The sequence below is a fragment of the Natrinema thermotolerans genome (genome assembly GCF_031165565.1).
GTDB lineage: Archaea > Halobacteriota > Halobacteria > Halobacteriales > Natrialbaceae > Natrinema > Natrinema thermotolerans.
The window spans coordinates 2,323,698-2,341,037 of the sequence record NZ_CP101873.1; the positions used below are offsets into that span (position 1 = coordinate 2,323,698).

Annotated in this window: 16 protein-coding genes; 1 reads left to right on the forward strand and 15 read right to left on the reverse strand. The window is 64.3% G+C overall.

All coding sequences use genetic code 11. The features are described 5' to 3' along the window. Positions 1 to 56: 56 nt before the first annotated feature. The 13 genes from NP511_RS11990 to ahaH all read right to left on the reverse strand — a co-directional run bounded on the left by NP511_RS11990 (position 57) and on the right by ahaH (position 14,291). Positions 57 to 1,070, reverse strand: coding sequence for an ABC transporter ATP-binding protein (locus tag NP511_RS11990; protein WP_049965674.1), 1,014 nt, complete (start codon positions 1,068 to 1,070; stop codon positions 57 to 59). A 79-nt stretch (positions 1,071 to 1,149) separates the two neighbouring features. Further along, positions 1,150 to 2,100: an ABC transporter permease gene (locus NP511_RS11995; RefSeq protein ID WP_006648001.1), complete on the reverse strand. Its 951-nt coding sequence runs from the start codon at positions 2,098 to 2,100 to the stop codon at positions 1,150 to 1,152. Between the two features lies 1 nt (position 2,101). Further along, positions 2,102 to 3,025, reverse strand: a complete 924-nt coding sequence (locus tag NP511_RS12000; RefSeq protein WP_049965675.1) for an ABC transporter permease — start codon at positions 3,023 to 3,025, stop codon at positions 2,102 to 2,104. A 6-nt stretch (positions 3,026 to 3,031) separates the two neighbouring features. Beyond that, on the reverse strand, positions 3,032 to 4,177 hold the full coding sequence (locus NP511_RS12005) for an extracellular solute-binding protein (RefSeq protein ID WP_049965676.1): 1,146 nt from the start codon (positions 4,175 to 4,177) through the stop codon (positions 3,032 to 3,034). A gap of 117 nt (positions 4,178 to 4,294) precedes the next feature. Beyond that, entirely contained in the window at positions 4,295 to 5,908 is a 1,614-nt protein-coding gene (locus NP511_RS12010) for a long-chain-fatty-acid--CoA ligase (RefSeq protein ID WP_049965677.1), read from the reverse strand. A 335-nt stretch (positions 5,909 to 6,243) separates the two neighbouring features. Further along, positions 6,244 to 7,653 carry an ATP synthase subunit B gene (locus NP511_RS12015; protein ID WP_006180311.1) on the reverse strand — a complete coding sequence of 470 codons (1,410 nt, stop codon included), beginning with the start codon at positions 7,651 to 7,653 and terminating at the stop codon, positions 6,244 to 6,246. A gap of 2 nt (positions 7,654 to 7,655) precedes the next feature. Then, positions 7,656 to 9,419, reverse strand: a complete 1,764-nt coding sequence (locus NP511_RS12020) for an ATP synthase subunit A (RefSeq protein WP_006647997.1) — start codon at positions 9,417 to 9,419, stop codon at positions 7,656 to 7,658. Between the two features lie 3 nt (positions 9,420 to 9,422). Continuing rightward, positions 9,423 to 9,755 carry a V-type ATP synthase subunit F gene (locus tag NP511_RS12025; protein ID WP_006180308.1) on the reverse strand — a complete coding sequence of 111 codons (333 nt, stop codon included), beginning with the start codon at positions 9,753 to 9,755 and terminating at the stop codon, positions 9,423 to 9,425. Then, a complete protein-coding gene (locus NP511_RS12030) occupies positions 9,752 to 10,819 on the reverse strand; it encodes a V-type ATP synthase subunit C (RefSeq protein ID WP_006647996.1) in 1,068 nt (355 codons plus the stop codon). The genes NP511_RS12025 and NP511_RS12030 overlap by 4 nt, the downstream gene beginning before the upstream one ends. Continuing rightward, positions 10,816 to 11,397, reverse strand: a complete 582-nt coding sequence (locus NP511_RS12035; protein WP_049965678.1) for a V-type ATP synthase subunit E — start codon at positions 11,395 to 11,397, stop codon at positions 10,816 to 10,818. Before NP511_RS12035 ends, NP511_RS12030 begins: the two co-directional genes overlap by 4 nt. Before the next feature lie 21 nt (positions 11,398 to 11,418). Further along, on the reverse strand, positions 11,419 to 11,649 hold the full coding sequence (locus NP511_RS12040) for an ATP synthase subunit K (protein ID WP_049905397.1): 231 nt from the start codon (positions 11,647 to 11,649) through the stop codon (positions 11,419 to 11,421). Positions 11,650 to 11,737: 88 nt separating this feature from the next. After that, positions 11,738 to 13,972 (reverse strand): V-type ATP synthase subunit I, encoded by a 2,235-nt coding sequence (locus NP511_RS12045; protein WP_049965679.1) that lies wholly within the window; start codon positions 13,970 to 13,972, stop codon positions 11,738 to 11,740. Beyond that, a complete protein-coding gene (ahaH, locus tag NP511_RS12050) occupies positions 13,959 to 14,291 on the reverse strand; it encodes an ATP synthase archaeal subunit H (RefSeq protein ID WP_049965680.1) in 333 nt (110 codons plus the stop codon). The genes NP511_RS12045 and ahaH overlap by 14 nt, the downstream gene beginning before the upstream one ends. Positions 14,292 to 14,448: 157 nt before the next feature. Here ahaH and NP511_RS12055 point away from each other — a divergent pair, with 157 nt between their 5' ends. After that, complete coding sequence (locus NP511_RS12055; protein ID WP_006180302.1) at positions 14,449 to 15,072, forward strand: methyltransferase domain-containing protein; 624 nt, start codon at positions 14,449 to 14,451, stop codon at positions 15,070 to 15,072. 12 nt (positions 15,073 to 15,084) lie between these two features. Here the strand turns inward: NP511_RS12055 and NP511_RS12060 are convergent, their stop codons facing one another. Continuing rightward, positions 15,085 to 15,579: a type IV pilin domain-containing protein gene (locus NP511_RS12060; RefSeq protein ID WP_049965681.1), complete on the reverse strand. Its 495-nt coding sequence runs from the start codon at positions 15,577 to 15,579 to the stop codon at positions 15,085 to 15,087. A 110-nt stretch (positions 15,580 to 15,689) separates the two neighbouring features. Next, positions 15,690 to 16,919 (reverse strand): DUF7096 domain-containing protein, encoded by a 1,230-nt coding sequence (locus NP511_RS12065; RefSeq protein WP_049965682.1) that lies wholly within the window; start codon positions 16,917 to 16,919, stop codon positions 15,690 to 15,692. Positions 16,920 to 17,340 lie beyond the last annotated feature (421 nt).

Consider the following 17,340-nt stretch of genomic DNA (forward strand, 5'->3'; position numbering starts at 1 on the left):
GGATAACTGTTTACAGTTTTCCGCGGGGTCCGCTCGGGCGAACCGCAGGAACTCGCTCACTCGAGCAGGTGGACCCGCTGTTCGTCGATCGAGAGCGGGACCGAGTCGCCCACCCGGTAGCCGTCGATCCCGTCGGCGTGCAGCGTCACCGTCGTGTCGTCGGGCAGCGTCGCCGTCAGCTGGGTCCGGTCTCCGAGGTAGGTCACGTCCGTCACGTCGGCCTCGAGCGACCCCTCGCCGAGTTCGAAGGCGGCGGGCCGGGCCGCGACCCGCACCGAGCCGTCCGTCTCGGCCGCCACGGGCAGTTCGGTAAAGCCCAGATCGACGTGGCCGTTCTCGGCGACGCCCTCGAGGAGGGTCGAACTCCCGACGAAGTTCGCGACGAAGGGGTTGGCGGGCCGGCGGTAGATCTCCGCGGGCGAGCCGACCTGCTCGAGCGTGCCGTCGGCCAGCACCGCGATCCGATCGCACATCGCCATCGCCTCTTCCTGGTCGTGGGTGACGTAGAGGGCGGTCACCTCGAGGTCGGCCAGTAGATCGCCGATCTCGTCGCGCAGTCGGGTCTTGAGTTCGGCGTCTAACCCCGTCATCGGCTCGTCGAGCAGGAGGACGTGGGGTTCGATCGCGAGCGCCCGCGCGAGGCCGACCCGCTGTTGCTGGCCGCCCGACAGCGTTGTCGGCCGCCGGTCGGCCAGTTCGGCGATGTCGAGCATGGCGAGCAGGTCGTCGGCCCGCTCGCGGCGCTTGGCTTTCGGGACCCCCTGCATCTTCGGCCCGAACGCGACGTTCTCGCGGACGGTCATGGTGTCGAACAGGGCATACGACTGGAAGACCAGGCCGACGTTGCGCTCTTCCGGCGGGACGTGTGTCACGTCGACCCCGTCGAACAGCACCCGGCCGTGGGTCGGCGTCTCGAAGCCGGCGATGGTCCGCAACGTGGTCGTCTTCCCGCAACCGGAGGGACCGACGACCCCGAGGATTTCGCCGTCCCGGATCGTCAGGTCGATCCCGTCGACGGCCACCTCGTCGCCGTAGGTCTTGGTCAGCGACTCGAGGGTGACGTCGCTCACGGTTGCTCACCTCCCTCGAGCGCGCTCCGGTCGATCGGTGTGCGAGCGATTCGACGCCGTACTCCGTTCGTAGCGTGTCTCATTGGTGTGCGGTCGAGAACCCCCGTTTGCCGAGCAGTTGCAGACTGATGATCGCGCCGGCGACGATCAGGAAGTACACCGACACTGCCGCGGCCGACTGGAGGTAGAGGGCGTTGTTCGCGATGTTATCGTAGAGAAACATCGCGAACGGGTCGGGGCTGCCGCTGGCGACCATGTGTGTGAAGTTGAACTCCGCGGCCGCGAGCGTCCAGGTGATGATCGCGCCGGCGATGATTCCACGTTTCGCGTGCGGGACGACGACCGTCAGGAACGTCCGTGGCCACGAAGCGCCGAGCGATCGGGCGCTCTCCTCGAGGCGAACGAGGTCCATCGACTGGAACGAACTCTGGACGGTCAACACCATGTACGGTGATTTGAGCAGACAGTAGCCGGCCAACAGTCCGAGTGCGGATCGGCCGTGCTGGGGGTAGGTCTGGACGAAGGCGATTCCCAGGATCAGCCCCGGGACGAGCGGCAAGATCGCGAACGTGTTGACCCAGTCCCGTGCGTAGAAATCGTATCGGGCGAGCGCGTACGCGACCGGGACGCCGATCACTACGTTCAACACCATCCCCCCGGTCGCGATCAGGAGGCTGTACGTCAGCCCCGGAATCGCGTTCTTTCGGACGCCGTATTCGCCGAACCCGAGTACCTTCCGCCAGTGATCGAACGTGACGAACCCCGTGGGCAGGACGCCGCTGCCGCTCTCCGCGAACGAGGAGACGAACGCGACGAGTACCGGAACCGTCAGGAACGCGGTCACGACGGCGACGACGCCGGCGACGATCGGCCGACCGAGCAGCGTCGAGAAGGCCCTGCCGGACCGCGACCACCGGCGGTTCCCTGACGCCGTTACCGAGCCGCCGTCGGGACGAGTCGTCAATGCGGCGTCCGCGTTCTCGGCCGCAGTCGAGCCGTCGTCGGCTCGCGGTGACGTGTTCCCGGTCATCTCAGACCTCCACCGCGTCGTCGTCGACGAACCGCAGCCCGACGAACGTGAACGCGACGATGAAGACCACGTAGACGAGCCCGATCGCGGCCGCCACGTCGGGGGCGTACGAGCCGACGCTGATCTCGTTGTGTATTTGCAGCGTGACCACCTGGTGGCTCTGGAGGATGAGTACCGTCCCGAAGATCGCGAGGCCGGAGCGGAAGGTGAGGATCGCGGCGGCGGCGATGCCCGGCCTGATCTCGGGGAGCGTCACGTGATAGAACGTCTCCCAACGGCTGGCACCCAGCGCACGGGCCGCCTCCTCGGCCTGTTCGTTGACCTCGGCGTAGGTGCCACGAAGCACCATCGTCGCCCGTGGCAGCAGTGAGTAGACGTAGCCGAGGAAGAGGCCGGTGATCGCGGTCGCGCTCGCGAGCCCGTGTGCCCCCTGGCCCGTCGCGACCGCGATCGCGTTCGTTACCAGCCCCTGTTGGCCGAGCAGGACCGTGATGAGGTAGGCGACGACGATCCCCGGCAGCGCGATGGGGAACGACACCGCCGCGACGACGATCCGCTCCGCGGGCAGGTCGTACTTCTCGAGGGCGTGTGCGACGGCGACGCCGAGCGCGACGCTGACTCCCGTCGCCAGCCCGACGAACCACAGCGTGTTCCAGGCGACCCGCCGGTACGCCGGGGTCGTCGCGAGCGTCTCCCAGGCCTCGAGCGACCAGCCCTCCATCCAGATCGTGTCCTCCGCGAGGCTGATTCGGACGAGCATCGCCAGCGGGACGAACCCCGCCACGATCGCCAGCGCGAAGAAGGGGAGACAGAGGACCGCGATCCGCCGGCGCTCGCGCTCGCGTTCGGTCGTCGGACGGGCGGTCGTCGACGCGAGCGTCGCGATTCGACGGACCGACGCCGTCGCCGATTTCCGGACCGACATCCGCGATCACTGCGCTCCCTGCAGCGGGGTTCGGTCGACGAGTTCCTCCTGAATGTCGGCTTGCTTCTCGACGAGGCTCTGCTGATCGACGGTGAATCCGGCCGCCTCGTAGGACGACTGGTCGGGGAACTCGTCGGGCTGGTCGAGTTCGTTCGCCCGGATCGGGCGGACGTAGGCGTCGAAAAACAGCTCCTGACAGTCCTCGGTCAGGACGTAGTCCATGAACAGCTTCGCCGCCTCGGGATTGGGCGCGTTCCGCAGGAGGGCGTAGCCGTAGGGGACGTTCATCGCGCCCGGCTCGCCGTCGGGTCCCTCGAGGACCGCGACCTCGATCTGGTCCTCGTCGAACTCGTCGTTGTTGTACTTGAGATTGAGGCCGGTGTAGTCGTACTCGACGACGGTCGAAATCTCGCCGGCGGTCATCGGTCCCTCGACGTTGCGCCGGAAGTCCGCGCCATGCTCGGCGATCGCCTCGTGGTACTCGATGACCGGATCGAGGTCGTCCAGATCCCCGCCGTAGGCCCGGTTGACCGACAGCGCGGAGGCCTGTCCGTTGGCGGTGTGTGGCGGCGTGAACGCCAGGTCCTTCGCGATGTCGGGGTGTTTCAGGTCCTCCCACGTTTCGGGGGCGTCCAGTCCCCGCTCCTCGTAGATGTCGGCCCGATAGGTCACCGCGCTCGTCATCTGCCGGGTCGCGGTCACGTGACCGTTGTCGGTCTTCAGATCGTCGGGAACGACGTCCCAGTTGGCCGGCTTGTAGTCGCTCGTCAGTTCGTCGTTCATCGCTTCGAGACCGAACGAGTAGCCCCCGTTGTACGCCGAGTGGGTCGGGTTCCGGGCGTTGGCCCGCATGTCCTCGAGGGCCTCGCCGGAGGAGCCCTGCGCGTCGTATAGCGGGAGGTCGTACTCGTCTTCGAACGCCTCCATGACGGCCCCCCAGTTCGACCAGCCGGTCTGGACGCAGTAGATCTGCAGTTCGTCGGGAAACGCCGAGGAGTCGACCTCGGTTTCATACTCGCCGTAGCCGACGGTGTAGGTTTCGCCACTTCCCCCGCCGGTGAGGTCGCTCAGACAACCGGCGACCGCGGCGGTCCCGGCGGCGGCCCCAGTCGAAAGTACTGCGCGTCGTGTCGTCCCTGTCGGGTCGGACATACCCGAGAATCCGCCAAAAACTACTAATCCGTTGCTATGTTAAGAATACTGACCTATATAATGGGCCGTAGCGACACGAAACGGTCGGGTTCGATCCGTACCTGACTACCGGCCCGGTTATCCCTGTCCGACCATCCGTTCTTCGTCGTCCCACTCCTCCTGGCGGAGTTCGTACTTCTGGACCTTGCCGGTCGCGGTCGTCGGCAGTTCCACGACGAACTCCACCCGGCGGACGGCTTTATAGCCCGCGAGCTGCTCGCGGGTGAACTCGGTCAGTTCCTCGGGTGACACCGGCGGGTCGGTCGGATCGCCGTTCGACGGCACGACGAAGGCCTTCGGCGTCTCGCCCCACTCGTCGCTGGGTGCAGGGATTACGGCCGCGTCCGCGACCGCCTCGTGATCGAACAGGGCGTCCTCGAGTTCGATGCTCGAGATGTTCTCCCCACCCGAGATGATGATGTCCTTCTTGCGGTCCTGAATCGCGATCATGCCGTTCTCGTCGACGGTCGCGAGGTCACCGGTGTGGTAGTAGCCCTCGACGCGGTCAGTGAAGGCCTCCTCGGTCGCCTCGGGCTTGTTCCAGTACTTCTCCATGATCTGGTTGCCCCGGACGACGACTTCGCCGAGCGTCTCGTCGTCCCGGGGAACGTCCTCGCCGTCCTCGTCGACGACGCGGATCTCGGTGCCCAGATAGGCCAGTCCCTGGCGTTTCTTGATCCGGAACCGGTCGTCGCTGTCTGCCTCGAAGTGGCGGCGCGCGTCGGAGGTGGTGATCAGCGGCCCCGTCTCGGTCGCGCCGTAGACGTGTTTCAGGTACCAGCCGAACTCGTCCTCGACGGTCCGGATTGTCGCCTCCGGCGGAGCCGAGCCGGCGGTCGCGAGCCGGACGTCGGTGTCGCCGGTCGTCTCGGGTTCGTGGTCCCGATAGTAATCGATCAGCATGTTCAACACCGTCGGCGCGCCGCACATGTAGGAGACGTCCTCGGCTCGGACCGTCTCGAAAATCTCTGCGGCGTCGACCCCGCGCGTACAGACGTGGGTCGCGCCGATGCCCGTTACCGCGAAGATGTGGCCCCAGCCGTTCGCGTGGAACATCGGCAGCGTCCACAGATAGGTGTCGTCGTCGGTGATCTCCTGATGGCCGACCAGCAAGTAGGCGTGGATCGTCTCGCAGCGATGCGTTCGGCAGACCCCCTTCGGATCCCCCGTCGTCCCTGACGTGTAGTTGATCGTGATGATCTCGTCCTCGCTCATCTCGGGGCGGTCGTACTCGGGGGCGGTGTCTTCAAGGACGGCGTCGAAGTCCTCCCAATCTCCCTCCACTTCGGCGGCATCGTTCGTAATGAACGTCTCGGTCGGCACGGTCTCACGGATCGCCTCGATTCTGTCGGCGTACTCGTAGTCGGCGTAGATCGCATCCACGCCCGCGTCCGAGAGGATGTACTCGAAGTCATCGGGCGTGAGCCGATAGTTCAGCGGCGTGTGGACCGCCCCGATCTGCATGCTTCCGTACGCCGCCTCGAGGTGGTAGTGGGTGTTCGGATCCAGCACGGCCACGCGGTCGCCCTTCTCGATCCCCCGTGCTTGCAGCGCCGCCGCGAACCGATCGGCACGCTCGCCGAGGTCGTCGTAGGTGAACCGTTCGCCCGTCGTCGCCACGACGGCCTCGTCGTCGCCGTAATGGGACCGCGCCCGGTCGAGGAACTCCGGAACGAGCAGTGGTTTGTGCATACATAACACGCTTTACCGACGATCCATACGATCCTTTCCCCCTGTTGCACGCAGTGATAGTCAAGGAATCTGACTAATCGGAATCGGTTTCGCCCGCTCGAGGTCGACCGTCGAATCGATCCCGCCGTTGGGGCTGACCGGCGCGATTCACGGCCCCTGTGGCAGCCACGGCTGCGGGCGCGTTCATCGACCCGTCGACGACGGCGTTGTCTGTTCCGTTGCCTGTTCGAGCGTGTTGCCCGCGTGCGCGGAAACTGGTGTATTGCTCGAGTACCAGCGACTCCCCGGTGGCTCGAGTCGAAGAAACGGAGGCGGCGGTGAAACGCAGGTGGTCGTCAGTCGGCCTGCACGGCTTCGGCCGATTCGTCTTCGCGGTAGTGTTCCGCGATGAGGTCCTCGTCGATCCGGTTGAGTTCCTCCTTCGGGAGGTCCGAGAGGAGGTCCCAGCCGAGTTCGAGGGTGTCGTCGATCGAGCGGTTGGTGTCGTACCCCTGCTGGACGAACTCCGCCTCGAAGCGGTCGGCGAAGTCGAGGAACTTGTTGTCACGCTCGGACAGCGCCTCGCGACCGACGATGTTCACGAGGTCGCGCAGGTCCTCACCCTCCGCGTAGGCGGCGTACATCTGGTCGGAGACGTCGCCGTGGTCCTCGCGAGTCAGGCCCTCGCCGATCCCGTCGTCCATCAGCCGCGAGAGGCTGGGGAGGACGTTGACCGGCGGTTCGATCCCCTGACTGTTTAAGTCCCGATCCATCATGATCTGGCCCTCGGTAATGTAGCCAGTCAGGTCCGGAATCGGGTGCGTGTCGTCGTCGCCGGGCATCGTCAGGATCGGGATCTGCGTGACCGAGCCCTCTTTACCCTCGATTCGACCGGCGCGCTCGTAGAGCTGTGCCAGGTCGGTGTACATGTAGCCGGGGTAGCCACGACGGCCCGGGACCTCCTCACGTGCGGCACCGATCTCGCGCAGTGCCTCACAGTAGTTGGTCATGTCCGTCAGGATGACCAGCACGTGGTAGTCCTTCTCGAAGGCCAGGTACTCGGCCGTGGTCAAGGCGAGTCGCGGCGTGACCTGACGCTCGACCGCCGGGTCGTCCGCGAGGTTCATGAAGACGACCGACCGCTCGAGCGCGCCGGTGCGCTCGAAGTCGTCCATGAACTCGTTTGCCTCTTCCTGGGTGATCCCCATCGCGCCGAAGATGACGGCGAACTCCGAGCCCTCGCCTTCTTCGTCTTCCTCGGGCACCGTCGCCTGACGGGCGATCTGCAGGGCGAGTTCGTTGTGGGGCAGCCCCGACCCGGAGAAGATCGGCAGCTTCTGACCTCGGACCAGCGTGTTCATGCCGTCGATGGCGGAGACGCCGGTCTGGATGAACTCCTCGGGGTACTCCCGGGAGTATGGGTTGATCGCCTTGCCGACGATGTCCTGTCGCTTATCGGGGACGATTTCCGGACCGCCGTCGATCGGGTTCCCGGAACCGTCCAGCACCCGCCCGAGGAGGTCCTCGGTGACGGGCATCTTCATCGTCTCGCCCAGGAAGCGAACGGAGGCGTTGCGGTCGATCCCGCCCGTCCCTTCGAACACCTGGATCGAGACGATACCCTCGCTCGATTCCAGCACCTGGCCGCGCAGCGTCCGTCCGTCCTCGGTCTCGATCTCGACGATCTCGTCGTACCCGACGGGCTCGTCGACCTCGGCGAACACCAGCGGACCGCTGATTTCCGTGATAGTCTGGTACTCTTTCATCGTTAGTACAGTGCTCGTAGTTGTTCTTTGAGGTCGTTCTCGATCTCGTCGATGAACTCCTCCCACTCCTCGGCCGTGCCCATCCGGTTGAGCTTCGGCGCGGCGTCGACGTCCGTGATCTCCTCCGGCGGCACGCCAGCGTCGAGTGCCTCGAAGGCCTCGTCGTTGAACGTCTGGATCGCGCCGAGCATCCGGTAGGTCTTCTCGGGTTCGCAGTAGGTGTCGACGTCGTGGAGCGCGTTCTGCTGGAGCCACGCCTCACGCAGGTAGCGGGCGACCTCGAGCGTGAGCTGCTGGTCCTCCGGCAGCGCGTCCTTGCCGACGAGCTGGACGATCTCCTGGAGTTCGTCTTCCTCGTCTAAGACGTCGACGGCCCACTGGCGGGTTTCCGCCCAGTCGCCGGCGACGTTGTCCGTCCACCACGGGTCGAGCTGATCCTTGTACAGCGAGTAGGACTCGTTCCAGTTGATCGAGGGGAAGTGCCGACGCTCCGCGAGGTCGGCGTCCAGCGCCCAGAACGTCTTGACGATACGCAGCGTGTTCTGGGTGACCGGCTCGGAGAAGTCACCGCCCGGCGGCGAGACCGCCCCGACGACCGAGATCGATCCCTCGCCGCCGTTCATCAGCTGGAACTTGCCGGCGCGCTCGTAGAACTCCGAGAGCGCGGCCGCCAGATACGCGGGATAGCCCTCTTCGCCGGGCATCTCCTCGAGTCGGCTCGAGATCTCCCGCATGGCCTCTGCCCACCGGGAGGTGGAGTCGGCCATCAGTGCGACGTCGTAGCCCATGTCGCGGTAGTACTCCGCGATCGTGATCCCCGTGTAGATACAGGACTCACGGGCTGCGACTGGCATGTTCGACGTATTGGCGATGAGGCAGGTCCGGGCCATCAGCGGGTTCCCGGTCTGTGGGTCCGGCAGTTCCGGGAAGTCCTCGATGACCTCGGTCATCTCGTTGCCGCGCTCGCCACAGCCGATGTAGACGACGATGTCCGCGTCGGACCACTTGGCGAGTTGCTGCTGGGTGACGGTCTTCCCGGAGCCGAAGGGGCCCGGAATCGCCGCCGTCCCGCCCTTCGCGAGCGGGAACAGGCCGTCCTGGACGCGCTGGCCGGTCACCAGCGGCTCGGTCGGCGTCTCCTTCTCACCGGCGGGCCGGGCTTCACGAACCGGCCACTCCTGGTGCATCTGGATCTCTTCGCCGTTGTCGAGTTCGACGACGGTCTCCTCGACCGTGAACTCGCCGCTCTCGACCGACGTGACTTCGCCGCCCTCGTAGTCCGGCGGCACCATGACCTTGTGGTCGATGGTGACCGTCTCTTCGACAACGCCGACGACGTCGCCGGGCTCGACCGCGTCGCCCTCCTCGACGGTGGGTTCGAACTCCCACTCCTTCTCGAGGTCGATACCGGGGGCGTCGACCCCGCGGTCGAGGAACGCGGTCCCCATCTTGTCCTCGAGGACGTCCAGCGGACGCTGGACGCCGTCGTAGATGGAGTCCATCATGCCGGGTCCGAGGTCGACGCTCAGGGGCTCGCCCGTGTTCTCGACGGGTTCGCCCGGGCCGACGCCGGAGGTTTCCTCGTAGACCTGAATCGTGGTCAGGTTCCCTTCGATCTCGATGACCTCGCCCATCAGTCCTTCGTCGCCGACGTAGACGACGTCGTTCATCCGGGCGTCGAGGTCCGTGGCGGTCACGACGGGACCGCTCACGCTTTCGATTACACCGTCTTCGTCGACGGTCTCGGTTTGTTCTGCCTGGCTCATAGTTTAGCTGTCTTCGTCCTCGTCCATCAGGTCGATACCGATCGCACGCTTGATCTGGTCGCGCAGCCCGCCGCCACCGGTGCCGCTGCCGATGGTGACGACGACCGGCTCGACGCTCGTCTCGACCTCCTGGCGTACGTTGCGCGACAGGTACTCGAGGTCGTCGTCGTGCATGACGACGATGCCGACGCCCTCGTCCTCGAGGGCTGCCGTTGCAGCGTCGTCGAGTCGCTCGTCTTTCTCGTCGTCCGGGACGTTCTCGAACCGGCGGACGCCAGCGAGGCGGAAGCCGGTCGTGAATTCCGGGCTGCCGACGACTGCGATCTCCTGGCTCATAGGATCACCAGCTCCTCTTCGATCTCGTTCTCGTCGAGTCCGACCTCGCGACCACGCGCGATCGCGCGGATGTTCTCGACCTCCCGTTCCTTCGCGAGGATGTACGACAACACGGCCGACACCGAGGCCGGATAGATGCTCGAGAGCGTATCGGCGTACTCGAGCAACGCAGCGTCTAGTGCGTGTTCGAACTGGATAAGGCTGTCAGCCTCGCGGAGCCGACCGAGTGCCTCGGAAAGTCGGTCACCGTACCGACGGTTCTCGGCGATGTGATCGACCAGCGCATCGTAATCGCCGACCAGTCGGCTCAGTTCCGACTCGTCGAACAGGACGCCGCCGTCGATGTAGTAGGTCGCGGGATCGAGATCGGCCCCACTGCGGGCGAGCCGCAGCGCGTTCCGGGCGTTCCGGAAGTCGATCTCGGCCTGCAGGAACTCGATGTATTTCGCTTCTGGGCCCTCCTGTGGCTCGTTGCCCGGGCCGCCCGAGACGTCCGCCAGCAGGTTCTCGTAGAACTCCCGGTCGAGGGCGTTCTCGAGGGGGACGAGCGCGCCGGTCTCCTCGAACTCCTCGTAGGCGACAGTCAGCGGCTCGTAGTAGATCGTCCCGTACAGCACTTCGATCGCGTCCTCGATGTCGTCGGTCTCGAGGAGCCGATCGATCGTCCGCTCCTCGAGTTCGCCGGCTCGGATGAGGTCGGTCCGGATGTCATCGGGGGCGGTATCGGTGTAGATCCCGCGGATGATCGTCTTCAGGTTCCAGACGTCGAACTTCCGCAGGTAGCGGGCGATGAGGTCGTAGAGGCGACCGTCGGCCCAGTCGATCAGGTCTTCGAAGTGCTTCGCGAGGTTGCGGTTCAGCGCGTACTCGATCAGGTCGACGCCCGAGAACCGCGCGCCGAGTTCGTTGATCTCGCGTTCGTACTCGGTCTCCTCCATGAACCGCGCGATCTCGCTCGGCCCCATCCGGATCAGCTTGCGGTAGTCTTCGTCCGAGAACAGCGAGGCTCGGCGCGACCGAACGCGAGCGTTCACGTATTCCGGATTCGAGGCACCTGCGCTCATTGCTCGAAGAGTCGGTTGCTGATCCCCTGGAGGTTGTCTTCCCAGACGTCTTCCAGCACCGAGTCGAACGTGTTGTTGACCCGGACCCGGGACTGGTCGCTCTCGACGACGACGCCGCCGAGACAGTCGACCTCGCCGGCGTAGGCGTAGCCGTCGTAGTCCGCGACGATCGACTCGAGCAGCTCCTCGTCGTCGGCGCGACCGTAGACGTTGACGTCGTCGCCCTCGTCGAACTCCTCGCTCGCGGCCTCGAGCAGGTCGCGAGTGAGTTCCTCGCGGACGTCTCCCTCGAGGGCGGCGAGTTCGTCCTCGACGGCCTCACGGACCTCCCCGAGGACGTCGCGGCGGGCCTCCAGACGCTTCTGTTTCGCCTCCAGCTTCGCACTGGAGAGGCGCTGTTCGCGGAGCTGGTCGATCTCGCGGTCGACCTCGGCTTCCGCATCGGCGCGGATCTCCTCGGCGTCGGCCTCGGCCGCCGATTCGATCTCCTCGGCGCGCGTCTCGCCCTCACTGCGGATGTCCTCCGCACGCGCGTTGGCCTCTTCTCGAATGTCTTTGACGACTGTGTCCAAACTCATTGTGGGAGAAGGGGGAAGTGGTTATCCGAGGATGAAGACGACGACCAGGGCCAGGATCACGAGCGTCTCAGGAAGGACGGTCATGATCAGACCCGGGACGAACATGTCGTCGTCCTCGGCGATCGCGCCGACTGCGGCGGCACCGATACCTCGCTCTGCATACCCCGCTGCGAGCGCAGCCAGACCGACAGCGATCCCTGCTGCGGCGGCTCCGTACCCGTCTGCCATGTTCTGGGCTGCCTCCGGGCCCATTGCGGCAGATCCGTTGTTCTGAAGTGCGATACTTGCCGTCTCGACGAACGCCGGCAGTTCTGTGAGTGCGATTTCAGTCATGGTTTACTTAGTCCTCGATGTGATCTCGATCGGTTCCGAACGGTTCGTAGTTCTCCCCACCGCCTTCATAAAACTTGTTAAAGAATTCGACGTACTCGAGGCGTACGCCCTGTAAGCCGGCGCTTGTCACGCCAAGAACTAACACGACGATGTGTCCGAGTACGAGGATAACAAGTCCACCGAGCAGGGCCGCGGTGCCCGAGTGCATGAGGCCGTTGAAGATGACCTCGGCACCCTCGCCGTAGTGTTCGGCGACGTAGCTCGGTTCGTGGTTCCGAAGGAAGTGGAACTCGCCGTCGGGGTCCTCGTAGGCCCCGAAGAACAGCAGGTTGACGACGAAGGCCATGCCGGCCTTCGCGAGCAACACTGCCCCCATCCGGGTGTACGAGAAGACGTTCACGACGACGTCGAGCGATTCGACGATCTCGACCGGTTCACTGACCGCGAGCATGACGAGCCCGATCAGGAAGACCAGCAGCGGAGCCGACAGCGGGAACTCGATCCCGGGAACGGTAACGAGTACCCACTCCGGGAACCCGGTGAAGCCGATCGGGAACGGCCCGTCGCTGGCGAACGTCGTGAACAGGAAGTCGGGCTTCGAGCCCTCGGCCTGGGCCGAGAAGATCCAGATCCAGATCCCGTTGATCATCAGGATCCACGAGCCGCTGTGGAAGAGGGCGTCCTTGAATCCGTGGCTGAGATTCTCGTAGAAGTCCAGGATGTACCCGATGTTCAGGTGGACGATCCCGGCCAGCACGCTCACGACCATCCAGCCGAGCGCGAAGTCAGCCGCGGCCGGCTCGAGGCCCTTGTTCAGCGGCAACAGCTCGACGTTGAACAGGTCGTGCCAGACGACCTCGCCGAGGATGTGCAGGCCGAATATCTCGCCGTACACGAACCCGAAGAGGGTCGTGAACAGCCCCGCCCAGATGGCGACGCCGCCGAGACTGGTGATCCCCTTGCTGTCGAACTGAGTCGCCATGTACGCACCGATGGCGATGTACAGGATTCCGTAGCCGGCGTCTCCGATCATGAACCCGAAGAACGCCGGGAACGTCAGGAACAGGAAGACCGTCGGATCCAGCTCGCTGTACTTCGGTCGGTTGACCGCCTGCACGAGCAGTTCGAACGGCTTGGCCGGACCCGGGTTGTCCTGTATCGTCGGCGGCTCGTCGCCCATCGTGACCGTCGAGCCGCCGTCCGTGACCGCCTTCTGTTGTTGGTCGTCCGCGTCGGCGGCTGCGTCGTCTCCGTCCGCTGCCGACGGCGCACCCTCCTGGACGTCTTCGGTGTGGCTGTGTGCGCCGTGGCGGTCGTAGTCCGCCCGCTCGAGTTCTTCGATCTCGACGCTGTCGCCGACGGCGTCGTCCAGCGCGGCGACGAGTCGATCGTAGTCGTCGGTCGGGATCCAGCCCTCTGCGATGAAGGCGCGATCGGTCGTCGCGAACTGCAGCGGCGCTTCCGCCTGCTGGACCTCGACCGTCAGTTCCTCTTCGACCCGCAGGAGGAAGCCGGCTTCCTCCCGCTTGATCTCCGCGAGTTCCGCGTCGATCTCCTCGCGTCTGCTCTCGAGGTCCGCCTTCTCGTCCTCGAGGTCGGCGACGTACGCCTCCGGACTCTGTTCGGTCTCGGGCACCGAGTGGCGCGTAACGTCGACGCCGACCAGGGCGTCGTCGATCGGCGCGTCGTCGGCGTCCGCGGTCGGCGCGGCGACGATCGCCACGACGTCTCCGCCGGTGAACGTCTCGAACGCCCGCACGTCGTCGGACGCCGCGACGGCGTCCTCGATCGCACCGACGGGACCTTCGACGACGGCCACGTCGACCGACTCGTACCCCGACAGCAGGTCGAGGTCGATCCCGAGTTCCGCGAAGGGCGCGACGCGGTCGATCTTCTCGTTAACCTGTCGCAGTTCGTCGGTGACCTCACCGCGTTGGTCGTCGAGTTCGTTGACCCGCGTGCGGATCTCCTCGAGTCGATCCTCCCAGCCTGTCTCGAGTCGCCCCGGCTCGGCCTCGTCGGCCGACAGCTCGAGGGTGTTTTCGAGGGCTCGGACGGTCACGAGCTTTTCCGACGCCTGATCGGCCCCTTCGATGGGGTTGCCGTTATCGAACCCCTCCCACGAGCCGTCGTAGTCCGAGAGATGGACCAGGTTCAGCTCGTGGATCGTCTCGATGACCGGAGCCATGACGGTTCTGGATCCGGTCACCGAGACCTTGCTCATCTGCTCAGGTCTGAGCATGGACGTCCTCCTGGAACAGTTCGACGACGTGGTCGGTCACTTCGTCGACCCGCTCCCGGGCGCGCTCGGCGAGTTCCTCGCGCTTCTGTTCGCCTTCTTCGAGGACCTGCTCACATTCCGCATCGATCTCCTCGCGAGCTTCCTCCAGGCGGCGCTCCCGCAACTCCTGGGCCTCCTGTTCCGCTTCCGTGCGAATCTCCTCGGCACGTTCCCGGGCCTCGGCTATTCGCTCGTCGCGGTCGTTCTCTGCCAATGCGACGATCTCGTCGGCCTCCTCTTCCGCCGACTTAATTCGTTCGAGAACCTCTGGCCTCGGCATACTCTAAGCAACCGGACGTTTGCCAGAGCGCGTATATGGTAGTTGCGAAAGTCCCTCAGCGGGAACCGGACCGATCGCGGATAATGACGGCTTACGTTCCAGCCGCGAGCCCCCGGGAACGGCAGACATATGCCGATCCGACCGAAACTCGCTCCTAATGGGACTTCTCGAGAACAAGGCCCGCGCTCGACTGTTCTATAAGTACCTCTCGCGGGTCTACGACCAGGTCAATCCGTTCGTCTGGACCGAAGAGATGCGCACCGAGGCCCTGTCCCTGCTCGAGTTAGAAGCGGACATGACGGTACTCGACGTCGGCTGTGGCACCGGGTTCGCCACCGAGGGACTGCTCGAACACGTCGACGAGGTCTACGCGCTCGACCAGAGCGAACACCAACTCGAACAGGCCTACGAGAAGTTCGGCAAACGCGGGCCGCCGGTCCACTTCCACCGCGGCGACGCCGAACGGCTGCCCTTCGCGACGGACACGTTCGATGTCGTCTGGTCGTCGGGCTCGATCGAGTACTGGCCGAACCCGATCCTCGCGCTCCGGGAGTTCCGCCGCGTCCTCAAACCCGGCGGGCAGGTACTGGTCGTCGGCCCGAACTATCCCGACAACGTCGTCAGCCAGCTGCTTGCCGACTCGATCATGCTCTTTTACGACGAGTATGAAGCCGACCGGATGTTCAAGGCTGCCGGCTTCGAGGACGTGAAACACGCCTTCATGGGGCCGTCCTACGAGCCCGACGTCGCGATCACGACGATCGGTCGCGCGCCCGAGTAGTCCGATCCCGATTCAGGTCGCCGTCGTCTCGAGGGTCGCGATCCGCTTTCCGTCCGTCGCGAGCGTGACCGTAACCGAATCGCCTGCTGCAAGCGTTGGACTGTTGGTCGACGCGAGCGCAACGCCAGCGCGCTCCCCCGCTGTCCACTCCGAATCGCTTTTGGCGTTGAACGGACCGTCGGGCGCGCCGTCGAATCCGCTTGCACCGACGAACGGAATCGGCGGTTGTTCGGCAATCGCCGTCCCGTTTACGGCAATCGTTACTGACAGCGTCTCGACGTCGATGGCATCCCCTGTGACGTGGGTGATCGCGATCGCGGAGCGGTCTCCGTCAGCCGAAAGTTCGAACGTCGCCGTCGCGCTAGCGTCCTCGAGCGACCACGTGCCAACACCGACTGCGACGACGGCTGCCAGACAGACGGTGAGTGCAACCAGTGCGAGTACGCCAATAACTGGACTCACGGCCCGTGTGTCGACAGTCGCGATTCGATCCGTCTCCTCGGTCACGACACCTTCTGGCTGCGGCTTGTCTTATAAATGCTTGACCACGTATCGATGGTCGGTCGGCCAACCGGGAAAAGAGCAGCCACTCTCGAGTCCCGGATCGCGATTCGTGGTTAGGAACTCGAGAGTATGACGGAAGCACTAGCTCCGTCCGCTGTTTCCGCTCGCAGTTCGTATTCGTCTCCGGGCGGCACATACCAGAGACCGCCGTCATCGTCGGTCGTTCCGACCGCGAAGCCGTCGATGGTAATCGTCGCGGAAACGGGATCGCCTGTTTCCGAATCATTCACCACGACGGTAGCTGGCCCGTTCGCTTTCGTTTCCATGATCGAGAGTTTGAGTCCGTTTTTGACTGCAGTTGTGTTGTTTTCGTTGGGTAACGAAGTCCGATCAAGAATCTGAACTTCTCGATAAATATCACCCGTCCCACCGTCGAGGTATGCCTCGAGATCCCCTTGATCGTGGTTATTGTTTATCTTGTACAGCTTTACCGTTGTGTATTCATTGAACGATGGGGACTGGACCGTTTCGTACGCCCAGGGGTACAGTCCGCGGGCATGATCGTATGCATCCAGAATGTCCTCGAACTGTGTCGACTGTGACGCGTTCCGGTTATCGAAGCGGACCGCTTCGCGGACGTAACTGTCCCCGAGTAGGGAGAGAACGAATCCGTTCTGTGACGTCTCGATGAGAATTACGTTGCCGTTGACGGAGTCGCCGTACCTGTATGCCGAGTCGAGTTGAGAGCGAATTTTCGTTCGGTGCATCTCGAGTTTGTCCCGCTCGTCACTGACCGAGAGTGAGAAATCCTGAACCTGCTCCGATCGCTCATTGAGTTCGGCGAACGCCTCGGAGAGAACTGCTGCTTCCCGGTGATTTCGAAGCAAGACCTGCAGTAACTGTGCGTTCGATAGTTCGTTGCTGGCGTGGGCACGGACGGCGCGTCGCTCACGTTCTTCGAGTGTCTCCGATTGCGCTACCAACCGCTCGTAGCCGTTTTGGAGCAGTTCTCGTCGTTCGGCCGCGGTCGCATCGTCGAACCCCTGATCCACGGTCGTGTATTGGGCGTGATCGACCCGAATTTCGTCGTCCGCACTCGCGAGCGCTGCACCGAGGTCGGAGCCGTAGTCGGCGTACTCGCTTCTGGACGTTTCATCGAGTGAGAGGCGGTTCGTCGTATTATTGACTGTCTGTGGAACCATGCTATTACTGCGCAGTAAACTCTCCTGGTGGAGATTCTCGGTAGCGTCGTTCGCTCCCGTTGTAGGGGTTGCCATCGCTGGAATCGCCAGCAGCGATAGAACCAGAAGTACTGCGAGGAGGGGCGGAATCGCGCGGTTCATCGAGCGACCGTACGTTCCCCTGATACAAAAACTGGTCGCACTTCAGTTCAATCGAATACCGGATTGAATTCGTGCTACCGACGTTTTACCGCCCCTATCAGAGATGTTCTCCGGCTCGGAAACGCTTTAGGACCGGTAGTGACGTTTTATTTTCGATGGAAAGGGTTTTTTCCCCCGGGCGACCACCCGATGGTACGCATGCGGGTATCCACCGCCGTCACAGTCGCCCTCACAATCCTCCTCATCACGACTCTTCTGGGGGCGGTGGCCGTGACACCGACCGTGTCCGCTTCGACACCGGCGTCGGAGCGGGCCGATACGATCGGTGATCGGTCCCCAACGACGATAGAACGGTCGCCAACTGACTATCGCGTGGCCGACTCCCGATTCCGAACGGCTGGTTCACCACCGTCGGCCGTCA

Coding starts and splice junctions, on each gene's coding strand:
- NP511_RS12015 (WP_006180311.1), bottom strand. CDS start 7,653: ATGAAAGAGTACCAGACTATCACGGAAATCAGCGGTCCGCTGGTGTTC.
- NP511_RS12000 (WP_049965675.1), bottom strand. CDS start 3,025: ATGTCGGTCCGGAAATCGGCGACGGCGTCGGTCCGTCGAATCGCGACG.
- NP511_RS11995 (WP_006648001.1), bottom strand. CDS start 2,100: ATGACCGGGAACACGTCACCGCGAGCCGACGACGGCTCGACTGCGGCC.
- NP511_RS12045 (WP_049965679.1), bottom strand. CDS start 13,972: ATGCTCAGACCTGAGCAGATGAGCAAGGTCTCGGTGACCGGATCCAGA.
- NP511_RS12055 (WP_006180302.1), top strand. CDS start 14,449: ATGGGACTTCTCGAGAACAAGGCCCGCGCTCGACTGTTCTATAAGTAC.
- NP511_RS12005 (WP_049965676.1), bottom strand. CDS start 4,177: ATGTCCGACCCGACAGGGACGACACGACGCGCAGTACTTTCGACTGGG.
- NP511_RS12010 (WP_049965677.1), bottom strand. CDS start 5,908: ATGCACAAACCACTGCTCGTTCCGGAGTTCCTCGACCGGGCGCGGTCC.
- NP511_RS12065 (WP_049965682.1), bottom strand. CDS start 16,919: ATGAACCGCGCGATTCCGCCCCTCCTCGCAGTACTTCTGGTTCTATCG.
- NP511_RS12020 (WP_006647997.1), bottom strand. CDS start 9,419: ATGAGCCAGGCAGAACAAACCGAGACCGTCGACGAAGACGGTGTAATC.
- NP511_RS12025 (WP_006180308.1), bottom strand. CDS start 9,755: ATGAGCCAGGAGATCGCAGTCGTCGGCAGCCCGGAATTCACGACCGGC.
- NP511_RS12040 (WP_049905397.1), bottom strand. CDS start 11,649: ATGGGCCCGGAGGCAGCCCAGAACATGGCAGACGGGTACGGAGCCGCC.
- NP511_RS12030 (WP_006647996.1), bottom strand. CDS start 10,819: ATGAGCGCAGGTGCCTCGAATCCGGAATACGTGAACGCTCGCGTTCGG.
- ahaH (WP_049965680.1), bottom strand. CDS start 14,291: ATGCCGAGGCCAGAGGTTCTCGAACGAATTAAGTCGGCGGAAGAGGAG.
- NP511_RS12035 (WP_049965678.1), bottom strand. CDS start 11,397: ATGAGTTTGGACACAGTCGTCAAAGACATTCGAGAAGAGGCCAACGCG.